Source organism: Streptomyces sp. NPDC007088 (assembly GCF_042869355.1).
Lineage (GTDB): Bacteria > Actinomycetota > Actinomycetes > Streptomycetales > Streptomycetaceae > Streptomyces.
In genome coordinates, this window is the sequence record NZ_JBIAFO010000014.1 from 1 (window position 1) to 13087 (window position 13087).

Below are 13087 nucleotides of genomic sequence, written 5' to 3' on the forward strand. Positions count from 1 at the left end.
GGGGGTTCACACCGTTGGGGGCAACCGGCGGGGGGGCGGGCGGGGCGCGGATTCGTTTGGGTGCCGGGGCTTATATCGGGTTGGGCCCCCCGGGGGGGGCCCCGGGGGCGGGGGCCCACACCCGTTCCAGGGCCCCGGAGTGGCTCACAGGTCCTGGGCGAGGCGGGCCGCCAGTCGTTCCAGGAGCGGCCCGGCCTCGGCGACGCAGCGCTCCACGTCGGGTTCCAGGTCGGTGAGGGCGTAGGCGTGGCGGATGCCCGCCTCCCGCAGGGCCTCGGGGGTCAGGGCGAGCCGGCCGCACACAGCGAGGACCTCGACGCCCCGGGCGCGGGCCGCCGCCGCGACCCCGGCGGGCGCCTTCCCGTGCAGGGTCTGGGCGTCGAGCGAGCCCTCCCCGGTGATGACGAGCTGGGCGCGGTCCAGGGCCGCGGCGAAGCCGAGGACGTCGAGCATGACCTCGATGCCCGGCCGGAAGGCGGCGCCGAGGCCGACGAGCGCCCCGTAGCCGAGCCCGCCCGCGGCTCCCGCGCCGGGGGCTTCGGCGAGGGCGGCGGCGCCGGGGACGCCGGCCCGGTCCAGGACGGTGACGTAGTGGCGCAGGGCGGCGTCGAGTGCGGCGACGTCCTCGGGGCCCGCGCCCTTCTGCGGCCCGTAGACGGCGGCGGCGCCGGTGGGCCCGGTGAGCGGGTTGTCGACGTCGCTCGCGAGGATCACCTCGGTCGTGGCCAGCCGCGGGTCGAGACCGGAGAGGTCGGCGCTCACGAGGGCGGCCAGTCCCCCGCCGCCCGGCGGCACGGGTTCGCCCCGGGCGGTGAGCAGGCGGGCGCCCAGCGCGGTCAGCAGACCGGCGCCTCCGTCCGTGGTGGCGCTGCCGCCGACGCCGAGGACGACGGTACGGGCTCCCGCGTCGAGGGCGGCGCGGAGCAGTTCGCCGCAGCCCCGGGTGGTGGCGGTGAGCGGGGCGAAGCGGCCGGGCGGCAGATGCTGGAGGCCGGAGGTCTCGGCCATCTCGACGACGGCGGTGTCCCCGCGCAGGGCGTAGGCGGCGGTGACCGGCGTGCCGAGCGGTCCGCTCACCACGCTCTCCCGGCGTTCGAAACCGGCCGCGAGGGCCGCGGCGACGGTGCCGTCACCGCCGTCCGCGACCGGGAGGGCCTCGACGGTGAGCGCGGGGTGCACGGAGCGCAGTCCGGCGGTGAGGCGCCGGCCCACCTCGACGGCGGTGAGCGAGCCCTTGAACTTGTCGGCGGCGATCAGTACGCGGGCGGGCGGGTTGCGGTCGGCGCGGTCCGCCGCCCGCGTCCCCCTTCCGGTCTCCGCGGGCTCTCCCGCTCCGGTAGGCGTGCGGTGCACGGCGTCAGCCACCTGATCTTCCCCTCGCTGGTCGGGCCTCGCGCGCGGGCGGAGCCCGGCGCGCCGCTGCGACCCTAGCCGGTGGGCCGCCGGGCGGATCGTCCGGGGAAGCGGGACGGAAAGGCGCCCGGGTGCGGGCGGGTGTCGTCTAGGGTCGGGACGCGTGACCACTGACTACGCCACGTACATCGCCGGTCTGCCCCGTGTGCTCGCCGGGGCGGCTCTTGTCCTGCGGGACACCGAGGGCCGGGTGCTGCTCGTCGAGCCGAACTACCGGGAGGGCTGGGGCCTGCCCGGTGGCACCGTCGAGTCCGGCCTCGGGGAGAGCCCCCGGGAGGGCGCGCACCGTGAGGCGCTGGAGGAGATCGGGCTGGATCTGCCGGTGGGGCGGCTGCTCGCCGTGGACTGGGTGCGCGGTCCGGGACGGCCGCCGATCGTCGCCTACCTCTATGACGGGGGCGTGCTGAGTTCGGCGCAGCTGGGCCGTGTCCGGCTCCAGGAGGAGGAGCTGCTGTCCTGGCGCATGGTCCCGGTCCGTGAGCTGCCCGATCTGCTGCCCGGCCCGACCGCCGCGCGGGTGCTGGCGGCGCTGGACGTCCTGTCGCGGGGCGGCGGGACGGTCGAGCTGGAGGACGGCCGGCTGCCGGCGGTCACGGACGGCGACCTGCCCGGGGCTCCCGGCGGGGCCGGTACCGAGTCCTCGCGCTGAGCCCTCGCGTCCCCGTGCCCCGGTAGGGGCGCCGGGCGCTCAGCCGAGCGCGTCGAGGTCCTGCGCGTAGTGCCTGATCGCCTTGTGGTACTCCCGTACCCGCCGGTCCTCGCTGGTGTCGGCGAGGAGGGCCAGGAGCAGGCCCATGGCCTCGGTGTGCTCACCGGTGTGGTGCAGGGCCATGGCGAGGAAGGTGCGCAGGGCCCCGTCGCCGGGGAACTCGGTGACGCCCTGGCGCAGGACTCGGACGGCGTCCTCGAAGCGCCCCAGGACGCGGTAGGTGCTCCCGAGGCCGAGCAGGGCCCCGGCCCGGTCCTCGACGGTCAGGGCGGCCGGCTCGGCGAGGGCGCGCTCGTAGAACGGGACGGCTTCGGCCTCCAGGCCGAGGACGTCGTGGGTCCAGGCCGTCTGGTACGCGATGTCGGCGTCTTGCGGGTGGGCGGCGCCGAGGCCGAGCAGGAGGGTTCTGGCCTGCCCGGCCTCTCCGGCGTCCCGCAGGCGTACGGCTCGGTCGAGCGCCTCGGTCCGGCAGGCGGCGGAGGGCGTGGGAGGGGAGGCGGTCACGCGGTCATGGTGCCGGATCGGGGTGGGACGGCGAACAGGGCGTCCCCCTCTCCGCGTTCGAAGTCGAGCAGGGCGCGTTTGCGGTCCAGTCCGCCCCCGTAGCCGACGAGGCCGCCGCTCGCGCCGACCACGCGGTGGCACGGCACGATGATGCCGATCGGGTTCTTGCCGTTGGCCAGGCCCACGGCGCGCGAGGCGCGGGGGTTGCCGAGCTGGGTGGCCAGTTCGCCGTAGCCGCGGGTCTGCCCGTACGGGATGCGGGTGAGCGCCTCCCAGACGGCGCGCTGGAAGGGGGTGCCCGCCGCGAGGCTCAGTGGCAGGTCGAAGGTGGTGAGCCGGCCCGCGAAGTAGGCGTCGAGCTGTTCGCGGACCGCGCCAAAGGGGCCGCGTCCGGCGGGGACGCGCTCTCCGAAGGTCTCCTCGGCGGGGCGGTGGCGCTGTCCGGTCATGTGGAGCCCGCTGAGGACCCCGTCGGTCGCGACGAGGGTCAGGGGGTCGTAGGGACTGTCGATGACGGTGTGCTCTCGGCGCACGGTGCGCGGGTCCTGTTCTGTCGGCGGTCGGGGTGCGGAGGGCTCTCAGACGACGGGGACGTCGTGCGGGGTGTCCTCGCGCGGCATGAGGTTGACGGGGTGGTCGTCGGTGGCCCACAGGTACTGGACCGCGTAGGCGCGCCAGGGGCGCCAGGCCGCGGCCCTGCGGGTGAGGGCGCCGGGGGTCGCGGGCAGTCCGAGGGCGCTCGCGGCGCGCCGCACGCCGAGGTCCGAGGCGAGGAAGGCGTCGGGGTCGCCGAGGGCGCGCATCGCGATGATCTCGACGGTCCAGGGGCCGAAGCCGGGCAGTGCGCCGAGCCGGGCGCGGGCGCCTTCCCAGTCGCTGTCGAGCCCCAGGGGGAGGCTGCCGTCGGCGAGGGCGCCGACGAGGCCGAGCAGCGTCGCGCGGCGGGTGCGCGGCATGGCGAGGGTCTCCGGGTCGAGTCCGGTGAGCGCCTCGGGGCTCGGGAAGACGTGCGTGAGCCCGCCCTCGGGGTCCTCGACGGGCTCCCCGTACGCCGCGGCCAGGCGCGCGGCGTGGGTGCGGGCGGCGGCGGTGGAGACCTGCTGGCCGAGGACGGCGCGCACGGCGAACTCGGCCTCGTCGGCGGTGCGCGGGACGCGGCGCCCCGGCGCCTTGCGTACGAGCGGGGCGAGCAGCGGATCGGTGCTCAGCGCGGCGTCCACGGCTTCCGGGTCGGCGTCGAGGTCGAGGGCGCGGCGGCAGCGGTTGATCGCGGTCGGCAGATCGCGCAGGTCGTGCAGGGTCAGCCGGCAGTCGATCCGGTCGGTGCGCGGGGTGAGCGCGGCGATGCCGGGGCCGTGCGGGAGGCGCAGGGTCCTGCGGTAGGCGCCGCCGCGCCATTCCTCGACTCCGGGGACTGCCGTCGCGACGAGGTGGCCGAAGAGGTTGTCGGGGGTGAACGGGGTACGCAGCGGAAGGCGCAGCGCGACCGTGCCGGCCCCGGCGACGGGCGGTCCCGAGCGGGCGGCCCGGGTGCGCAGCGCGGTCGGGGTCAGGGCGAAGACCTCCCGCACGGTGTCGTTGAAGCTGCGCACGGAGGCGAAGCCGGCCGCGAAGGCGACGTCGGCCATCGACAGGGCGGTCGTCTCGACGAGGAGGCGTGCCGTCTGGGCGCGCTGGGCGCGGGCCAGCGCGAGGGGGCCCGCGCCCAGTTCGGCGCGCAGCTGGCGTTCGATCTGCCGGTCGCTGTAGCCCAGCCGCCGGGCGAGGCCGGGGACGCCCTCGCGGTCGACGACCCCGTCGGCGACCAGGCGCATGGCGCGGGCGACGAGGTCGGCGCGGTGGTTCCACTCCGGGGAGCCGGGGCTGGTGTCGGGGCGGCAGCGTTTGCAGGCCCGGAAGCCGGCCTGCTGGCAGGCGGCGGCGCTCGGCAGGAAGCGCATGTGCTCCGGCCGGGGCGGGACGGCGGGGCAACTGGGCCGGCAGTAGATCCCTGTGGTGGTGACGGCGGTGAAGAACCACCCGTCGAACCGCGCGTCCCTGGACTGGACGGCCCGGACGCAGCGCTCGCGGTCGCTGTGCAGGGGCGGGTCGGCCGTGACCGTGCGCGGGGTGGCGGACAAGGCCCTTTCGGGGGCCCGGGGGGTGGCTGGCATGCCTCCAGCATCGGTCATCGGCGGGGTGGGCGCTGGCAGGTTTCCGACATCGGTGTCGGCGCGCGGGCAGCGCGCCCGCGCCGGACCGCACGGAGAGCCGTGCCTTCCCCGCACGGCCCGCCCCGGCCCGCGCGGAGAGCGGTGTCCTCCCCGCACGGCCCGCCCCGGCCCGCACCGGAAGGCGGTGTCCTTCCCGCACGTGCCGCCGTGCGGGAAGGACACCGGGTGACCCGCGAGCCGAGTGTGCCGGTGCGCTCTTCCGCGGGCGTCCTGGGCGGGGCGCCCGGCGCGGCCGGGGCCCGGAGTCGGGCGGTCTCACGGCGCGTGCCCGTGGGCCGGGCCCGCGGCTACCGGGTGGGCGGCCGGGACCGCTTGCGGACGGGTGCCGGGGTCAGATCCAGGGTCCGGCGGTGAGCGCCGCGTACCAGCGGTCGGCCATCGCCGAGTAGCCGTTCGCGTTGGGGTGGACGCCGTCGGCGAGGTCGTCGGTGCCGAGCGCGTCGTGCATCGGGACGAAGTGCACGCGGCGTCCCCGGTCGGCCCACTGCCGTACGACCTCGGGGACGGCCGCGTTGTACGTCCGGGCGCGCTCCTCCAGGGTGGGGTCGGCGAGCGGGATGATGTCGCTGACGAACACGTCCGCGTCGGGGGCGGCCGTCGTGAGGTGGTCGACGAGCGCGGAGAGCCGCTCGGGGGCGTGGGCCAGGTCGAAGTTCTGGGCGACGTCGTTGGTGCCGATGTGCAGCAGGACGGTGCGCGGCGTGGTCGACTGGACCCAGCCGGTGACCTGCGCGTCGATCTCGTCGATCCGCCAGCCGGAGTGGCCCTCGTGGTCGTGGTCGCCCAGGTCGGCGGGGCCGTTGAACTGCGAGCCCACGAAGTCGTCCACGCGGCCGTCGGCCGCCGCGCGGTGCCACAGCGGGGTGCGGTAGCCGCCGGGCACGGTGAACCCGTCGGTGATGGAGTCGCCGAGCGGCATGATCCGCAGCCCGCCGTTGGACTCGGCGCTCGCCACTCCCGGCACGGCCAGCAGGAGGCCGAGGGCCGTGGCGGCCGAGGCGCACAGCAGGCTCAGCCGTCTTCCGCGTAAGGGGCGGGTGTCCTTCGTCGCTCGGGAACGGTCGCGCGGGGCAGCGGGGTCGGGGTGCACGGTGTTCCTCCTGGGGGGGTGGGGGGAGGTGGTGCGCCGGGCGGAGCGGGCCGGGGGTGCGTGGGGGCGGGGCCGGCCACAGGAGCCGTTCGGCCGTGGTGCTCGGAGTCGCCGGGTTCGTCGGGGCCGAGGCGTGCTTCGCCGCGAAGCGAGGGGGTCGTTCGTCGAAGGCGAGGCGTGCTTCGTCGCGAAGCAAGCGAGGGATCGGTCGTCGAGGGCGAGGCGTGCGTGGTGCGTCGAGGGCGTCGCGGGTGAGGAGGCGCGGGTCCTCGTGCACCGCGCCCCGCGCGCACCGGCCCGCGGCACGGCATCCGTAGCGGTCGGTTACATCGATGTAGTCGAGTTTTCTACGCGCCTGCCGCGCCCGCGTCAACACTCGGCGCGCAGCCGGTCCGGGCAGCCGGGAGCCGAACCGCTGGTTTCAGCCGCGCCCTCGGGGAGTCCAGCGCGCCCGGCATCCCACCGTCACCCTCCGCGCACGCGTGAGCCGCGCGGAGTGAGCGTAAACATTTCCCTGCCCCCGGGTCTTTACATCGATGTAATCCAGTGCTGACATGTGGTCTCGCCGAGAACACTCGCTGGAGGTCGCATGTCCGGTCAGATCGACGATCACCCCGCTCCGCTGTCCGCGGACCCCGCCGTCCCGCGTCCCGAGTACCCGCGGCCCGGTTTCGCCCGGACCGACTGGCTGAATCTGAACGGGACGTGGGAGTTCGCGAAGGACCCGGGCGACAGCGGATTCGAGCGCGGACTGCACCAGCGAACGCTGCCCGGCAGCATCACCGTGCCCTTCTGTCCCGAGTCGGAGCTGTCCGGCGTCGGGGACACCGACTTCCTGCACGCCGTCTGGTACCGCCGCACCGTCACCGTCCCCGCCGAGTGGGCCGGACGGCGGCCGGTGCTGCACTTCGGGGCGGTCGACCACGACGCGACGGTGTGGGTCAACGGCACCGAGGTGACGCGGCACAGCGGCGGGTTCACGCCCTTCAGCGTGGACCTCGGCGAGGTCGCGAGCGCCGGTGAGGACGCGGTGATCGTGGTCCGGGCCCGGGACACCGCGCGCGGGCCGCAGGCGCGCGGCAAGCAGGCCACCGAGTACGCCAACAGCGCGTGCAACTACACGCGGACCACCGGGATCTGGCAGACGGTGTGGATGGAGCCGGTGGACGCGGTGCACCTGCGCCGTCCCCGGATCACCCCGGACCTCGCGGGCAGCGCCTTCCACCTGGAGCTGCCGCTGTCGGCCAACCGCCCCGGCCACCGGGTGAGGGCCCGGCTGAGCGACGCGCGGGGAACGGTGTCGCAGGCGACGGTCCGCGCCGACCTGGACCTCGCGCCGCGGCTCGTCCTGCCGGTGCCCGCCGACCGCAGCCGCCCGTGGTCGCCCGAGGACCCGCACCTGTACCGGGTGCTGCTGGAGGTCGTGGACGCGGACGGAGGGGTCGTGGACCGCGCGGTGTGCACGGCCGGTCTGCGCTCGGTCTCCATCGACGGCAAGCGGCTCCTCCTCAACGGCCGCCCCGTCTTCCAGCGGCTCGTGCTCGACCAGGGCTGGTACCCGGACGGGCTGATGACCGCGCCCGACGACGCGGCGCTCGTACGGGACATCGAACTGTCCATGGCCGCGGGCTTCAACGGGGCGCGGCTGCACCAGAAGGTCTTCGAGGAGCGCTTCCTGCACCACGCGGACCGCCTCGGCTATCTGGTGTGGGGCGAGTTCGGCGACTGGGGCTGCCACACGGGCGGCGGGACCTCCTGGAACAACCAGCAGCCCACCGCGGGCTACGTGGCGCAGTGGCTGGAGGCGCTGGAGCGCGACCACTCGCACCCCTCGATCGTCGGCTGGTGCCCGCTCAACGAGACCCACCAGCTCCTGCACGACCGGCACACGGTGCTGGACGACGTGACACGCGCGATGTTCCTCGCCACGAAGGCCGCCGACACCTCGCGTCCGGTGGTCGACGCCTCCGGGTACGCGCACCGGGTCGCGGAGACCGACGTGTACGACTCGCACTCCTACGAGCAGGACCCGGCCGCCTTCCGCATCCAGGTCGCGGGCCTCGACAAGAACGACCCCTACGTCAACCCGGAGCGGGACGCGGACCCGCGGTGGTCGCTGCCGTACCGCGGACAGCCCTACTTCGTCAGCGAGTTCGGCGGGATCTGGTGGAACCCGGAGGAGGCGGCCGCCGCAGGGGAGGACCGGGACGTGTCCTGGGGCTACGGGCAGCGCCCGCGCGACGAGGAGGCCTTCCAGGAGCGCTTCGCGGGGCTGACCGGGGTGCTGCTGGACGACCCGGACATGTTCGGCTACTGCTACACGCAGCTCACCGACGTCTTCCAGGAGCAGAACGGCATCTACCGCTTCGACCGCTCCGAGAAGCTGGACGTGTCCCGGGTCCGTGCGGCCCAGGCGCGGCCCGCGGCGTTCGAGGTGGCGGCGGACGGCTCCGAGGCGAAGGGCGGGCGGTGATGGCCGGTAGCTTCTCCCCCGGCCGGCGCGCCCTGCTGCGCGGCGCGCTGTTCGGGGCCTCCGCCGCCGCGCTGGCGCCCGCGCTGAGCGCGTGCGGTTCGGTCGCGGGTGCCGTCTCCTCCGAGGGGGACATCCAGTTCTGGCACCTGTTCTCCGGCGGTGACGGCGCGCTGATGAAGGACATGCTCGTCCGGGCGCGCGAGCGGGTGCCAGGGCTGCGTCCCGAGGACACCGTGCTGGAGTGGGGTTCCGCCTACTACACGAAGCTCGCGATGGCCTCCGCGGGCGGTCGCGCGCCCGATGTGGCGATCATGCACATGTCCCGGCTGGCCGGGTACGCGCCCGGTGGTCTCCTCGACCCCTGGGATCTGGACCTGCTGGCCGAGTTCGGTGTCCCCCGGAAGGCCGTCAACCCGAAGGTCCTGGAACTCGGCCGCTACGAGGGCGGGCAGTACGCGCTGCCGCTGGACACCCACCCGTTCGTGGTCTTCTACGACCGCGACGTGATGGACCGGGCGCGGCTGCTGGACAGTGACGGCCAGCTCTTGCCGATGGAGTCGCCGGAGAACTTCCTGGAGGTCTCGGACAAGCTCCGCAAGGACACCGGGAAGCTCGGTCCGGTCATCGGGCTCTTCGCCGACACGGCGCAGGCGTGGCGGATGTTCTGGGGGCTGTACAGCCAGACCGGCGGCGAGTTCGACCTCTCGGGCGGCAAGCCCGTGGTGGACCGGGACAAGATGGTGCGGGTCGTCGACTTCTTCAAGAAGCTGACCCACCCGGACTGCCGCTCGATGGACTACCCGGCCGCGATCGCCGCCTTCACCACGAAGCGTTCGCCGTTCATCTTCTCCGGGGAGTGGGAGTCGCCCACCTTCCGCGGCGCCGGCTTCGACCTGGGGGCCGCGCCGATGCCGACCCTGTTCGGCACGCCGGCCACACACGCCGACAGCCACTCCTTCGTCCTCCCGCACCAGGACGACGTCGACGAGGCGCGCAGGCGCTCCGCCCACCAGATGGTCGCGGAGATCCTCAAGTCCAGCCTCACCTGGGCCGAGGCGGGGCACATCCCGGCGTACCTGCCGGTGGTCGAGTCGAAGGCGTACGGGAAGCTGCAACCGCAGTCCTCCTACGCCCCGGCCGCCGACCATCCGGCGCTGGAGCCGCCCGCGTGGTTCACCGGGGCCGGGTCCGACTTCCAGGCCCGTATGTGCGGCGCGCTCCTCACCGGTGTGAGCGGCGCCTCGGCGGAGAGCACGGTCAAGAAGATGCTCTCCGAACTCGACTTCTTCCTGTCCAAGCCCAATCCGGCCTGACCGGGACATGAAAGGCGCTCTGTCATGAGTTCAGTCCCCTCCGCCCTCCGGCCGGCCGGGGGCCGTTCGGTCAAGGGCCGTTCCGGTCTCCTCTTCGTCCTCCCCTTCCTGGTCTTCTTCCTCCTGTTCCTCGTCGTGCCGCTGCTGTACGGCGTGTGGATGAGCTTCACCGACGCGAGCCTGACCGGCAAGGGCGGATCGTCCTTCGCCGGCCTGGACAACTACAGCGAGGCGCTGACCGACCCGCAGGTGTGGTCGAGCCTGGGCCACACCGCGGTCTTCACCGTCCTGTCCTCGGTGCCGCTGGTGCTGTTCGCCTTGGTCATGGCGTTGCTCGTGCACACGGGCCTGCCGGGCCAGTGGCTGTGGCGGCTCGCGTTCTTCGCGCCCTACCTGCTGCCGGTCGCCGTGGTCTGGCAGGTGTGGTCGATGCTGTTCCAGCCCGACCTCGGCCTGCTCAACTCGCTGCTCGACGCCGTGGGCCTGGACGGTGTCGGCTGGCTCATCGACGAGAAGTGGGCGATGTGGGCGGTCGTCCTGGTCACCGTGTGGTGGACGGTGGGCTTCAACTTCCTGCTGTACCTCGCCGCGCTCCAGGCCGTGCCCGACCACCTCTACGAGGCCGCCGCGATCGACGGGGCCGGCTCCTGGCGCCGGCTGTGGTCGATCACGCTGCCCCAACTGCGGCGCACCACCGGTTTGATCGCGGTCCTCCAGGTCCTCGCCTCGCTGAAGGTGTTCGACCAGATCTACCTGCTCACCCGGGGCGGGCCGAACAACTCGACGCGGCCGGTCCTGGAGTACATCTACGACACGGGGTTCACCGGCTACCGGCTGGGCTACGCCTCCGCGATCTCGTACGTGTTCTTCGCGATCCTGATCATCCTGTCGATCGCCCAGCTCAAGCTGTTCTCGCGCAGGGAGTCCTGACCATGACGAGTGACACCCTCACCCCGCCCCGCGCCACGACGCCGCCGGCCCGCAGGCCCGGCCGGGCGCCCTCGGGGCTCAGGCACCGCTCCCCCAAGCCGCAGCCGGTCCTGGGCACGGGGCCGCTGCCCAAGATCGTCGCCTCTCTCGCACTGCTGGTCATGACGGTGCTGTGGCTGCTGCCGCTGGCCTGGGCGCTGGTCACCTCGTTCAAGACGGAGACCGACGCGGCCTCCGCGGGGGACGGCTGGATACCGGAGCACGGTTTCACCCTGGACGCGTACCAGAAGATCCTGGACCAGGGGAACCTGCCGCTGTGGGCGCTCAACAGCCTCATCGTGACGGTGTGCGTCACCGCCGTCACGGTGGTGATCTCCGCGATGGCCGCCTACGGCTTCTCCCGGACGGTCTTCCGCGGCCGCAAGGTGCTGCTCGCGGTGACGCTCGCCTCGATCATGGTGCCCCCGCAGATCCTCATCGTGCCGCTGTTCCGGCAGATGGTGATCGCGCACCTGACCGACACCTACGCCGCGGTGATCCTCCCGCAGGTCGTCGCCCCGGCCATGGTGTACATCCTGAAGAAGTTCTTCGACGGCATCCCGAAGGAGCTGGAGGAGGCCGCGCGCATCGACGGGGCGGGCAGCTTCCGGGTGTTCTGGAACATCATCCTGCCGCTGTCGCGGCCGATCCTCGCCGCCGTCGCGATCTTCGTGTTCATCACGACCTGGAACAACTTCCTGTGGCCGTTCATCAGCACGAGCGACCCGAACCTCATGACGCTGCCGATCGGCCTGTCCACGGTCAAGGACTCCTACGGGCTCCAGTACGCCCAGTCGGCCGCCGCCGCACTGCTCGCGGCCGTCCCGCTGATCGTGGTCTTCATGGTCTTCCAGCGGCAGATCGTGAAGTCGGTGGCCACGACCGGCCTCGGCGGGCAGTAAGCCGTCCGCCGTCCGCGGCCTCCCGTGCCCGGCTGCCGAGGGCCCGGCCTCCACCCCGTCCAGGCGAGGGTGCGGCGCCGGGCCTTCGGCGCGGGTGCCGGGTGGTGGGCGCACCGGGTGCGGCGAGTGGCCGGCCGGACGGGAAAGGTGCCGAACACCTGATCAGCGGGCGCGGGACGTCAGTACGCGCGGTGCTCTTCGTGGCCGGGGTCCGGCTGCCGGGTCTCGTCCCGCTCCCCTCGGGCGCGACGGTCCAGGCGGTTGACCACCGGGGACGCCGTGGTCCCGTGCAGGATCACCGAGGCCAGCACCGTGAAGACCACTGTGGCCCACAGCTCCTCGGCCGGGACGCCGAAATCCTGATGGCCGAGGGCGTAGGCGAGGTAGAAGAACGAACCGATGCCGCGGATGCCGAAGAGGGCGGTGACCATCCGCTCGCGTGCGGCCCCCGCCTTCGGGCGCTGCGACAGGAACCCGGTGACCGGGCGTATCACCAGCAGCAGGAGGAGGGCGAGGACCACGCCCCGCCACCTCAGCGAGGCCAGCCCGCCCTGGGCGATGAAGCCGCCGACCAGGAAGAGGATGGCCGCGGTGAGCAGGCGCTCGGTCTGCTCCATGAAGGAGTGCATCACACGGTGGTACCCGTGCGTGCGCTCGGCGGCCCGGATGGTCACGGCCGTGGCGAAGACCGCGAGGAAGCCGTAGCCGTGCAGCAGTTCGGTGAGTCCGTACGCGGCGAAGGTGGCGGCCAGGGCGACGAAGCCCTCGCTGTGTTCGGACAGGCGCAGGGCCCGGGTCCTCGCCCGGAAGAGGAGCCGCCCCAGCAGTCCGCCGAAGCCGAGGCCCACGAGCGCGCCGACGCCGACCCGCAGAAGCACGTCGTACCAGACCCAGTGCCAGATCCACCCGCCCGACCAGCCGGTGGCCGAGGAGGCGCAGAGCGCGAGGGCCGCCATGACGAAGGGAAAGGCGAGGCCGTCGTTGAGGCCGGCCTCGCTGGTGAGGGCGAAGCGGACCTCGTCCTCGTCGAACTCCTCGTCGGTCGGCTCACCTACGCGCACCTCACCGGCGAGTACCGGGTCGGTGGGGGCGAGGACGGCCGCGATCAGCAGCGCCGCCGCCGGTGTCAGTCCCAGCAGGCCCCAGCCGAGCACCGCGGTCGCGAGGACGGTCAGCGGCATGGCGATCCCGAGGAGCTGCCAGGTGGTGGACCAGGAGCGCCGGCCGAAGGGACGGTTGATGGCCAGTCCGGCGCCCATCAGGGCGACGATGACGCAGATCTCGGTGAGGTGCTCGACCGCCGGGCCGGTCGCGACCGGGTCCACCTCTGGCAGCAGGTCGAGCGGCAGCAGGAAGACGGCGAAGCCCAGGGCCAGGAAGACCATGGGCACCGAGAGCGGACGCCTCGCCACCATCCTCGGCAGTACCGCGGCGCACAGGGCGCCCAGCCCGAGGCACGCGTAGGTCAGGTCCGTGGCTGCCAGTTCCATCAGTTCACACC

11 protein-coding genes are annotated in these 13087 nt (G+C 73.7%); 5 read left to right on the top strand and 6 right to left on the bottom strand.

Translation table 11 applies throughout. The features are described from left to right. Positions 1 to 144 precede the first annotated feature (144 nt). Positions 145 to 1257, bottom strand: coding sequence for a glycerate kinase (locus tag ACFYMP_RS21985; protein ID WP_388860534.1), 1113 nt, complete (start codon positions 1255 to 1257; stop codon positions 145 to 147). 259 nt (positions 1258 to 1516) lie between these two features. Here ACFYMP_RS21985 and ACFYMP_RS21990 point away from each other — a divergent pair, with 259 nt between their 5' ends. Further along, positions 1517 to 2062, top strand: coding sequence for an NUDIX domain-containing protein (locus ACFYMP_RS21990; protein WP_388860180.1), 546 nt, complete (start codon positions 1517 to 1519; stop codon positions 2060 to 2062). Between the two features lie 39 nt (positions 2063 to 2101). Here ACFYMP_RS21990 and ACFYMP_RS21995 read toward each other — a convergent pair whose 3' ends face one another. The 4 genes from ACFYMP_RS21995 to ACFYMP_RS22010 all read right to left on the bottom strand — a co-directional run bounded on the left by ACFYMP_RS21995 (position 2102) and on the right by ACFYMP_RS22010 (position 5929). Beyond that, complete coding sequence (locus tag ACFYMP_RS21995) at positions 2102 to 2626, bottom strand: tetratricopeptide repeat protein (protein ID WP_388860183.1); 525 nt, start codon at positions 2624 to 2626, stop codon at positions 2102 to 2104. Beyond that, positions 2623 to 3159 (bottom strand): methylated-DNA--[protein]-cysteine S-methyltransferase, encoded by a 537-nt coding sequence (locus ACFYMP_RS22000; protein ID WP_388860187.1) that lies wholly within the window; start codon positions 3157 to 3159, stop codon positions 2623 to 2625. The genes ACFYMP_RS21995 and ACFYMP_RS22000 overlap by 4 nt, the downstream gene beginning before the upstream one ends. Before the next feature lie 45 nt (positions 3160 to 3204). Then, positions 3205 to 4707 (bottom strand): DNA-3-methyladenine glycosylase 2 family protein, encoded by a 1503-nt coding sequence (locus ACFYMP_RS22005; protein WP_388860537.1) that lies wholly within the window; start codon positions 4705 to 4707, stop codon positions 3205 to 3207. 463 nt (positions 4708 to 5170) lie between these two features. Beyond that, a complete protein-coding gene (locus ACFYMP_RS22010; protein WP_388860190.1) occupies positions 5171 to 5929 on the bottom strand; it encodes an SGNH/GDSL hydrolase family protein in 759 nt (252 codons plus the stop codon). A 589-nt stretch (positions 5930 to 6518) separates the two neighbouring features. On the opposite strand from ACFYMP_RS22010, the gene ACFYMP_RS22015 reads away from it, so the two are divergent. From ACFYMP_RS22015 to ACFYMP_RS22030, 4 genes are read left to right on the top strand one after another with little or no spacing between them, the layout of a single operon-like run. Then, positions 6519 to 8402, top strand: coding sequence for a glycoside hydrolase family 2 protein (locus ACFYMP_RS22015; protein WP_388860193.1), 1884 nt, complete (start codon positions 6519 to 6521; stop codon positions 8400 to 8402). Next, positions 8402 to 9715, top strand: coding sequence for an extracellular solute-binding protein (locus ACFYMP_RS22020; protein ID WP_388860195.1), 1314 nt, complete (start codon positions 8402 to 8404; stop codon positions 9713 to 9715). The genes ACFYMP_RS22015 and ACFYMP_RS22020 overlap by 1 nt, the downstream gene beginning before the upstream one ends. A gap of 24 nt (positions 9716 to 9739) precedes the next feature. Beyond that, positions 9740 to 10645 (top strand): carbohydrate ABC transporter permease, encoded by a 906-nt coding sequence (locus ACFYMP_RS22025; protein ID WP_388860197.1) that lies wholly within the window; start codon positions 9740 to 9742, stop codon positions 10643 to 10645. Between the two features lie 2 nt (positions 10646 to 10647). After that, entirely contained in the window at positions 10648 to 11586 is a 939-nt protein-coding gene (locus ACFYMP_RS22030; RefSeq protein WP_388860200.1) for a carbohydrate ABC transporter permease, read from the top strand. A gap of 179 nt (positions 11587 to 11765) precedes the next feature. Here the strand turns inward: ACFYMP_RS22030 and ACFYMP_RS22035 are convergent, their stop codons facing one another. Further along, positions 11766 to 13076 carry a cation:proton antiporter gene (locus tag ACFYMP_RS22035; RefSeq protein ID WP_388860203.1) on the bottom strand — a complete coding sequence of 437 codons (1311 nt, stop codon included), beginning with the start codon at positions 13074 to 13076 and terminating at the stop codon, positions 11766 to 11768. Positions 13077 to 13087: the final 11 nt, after the last annotated feature.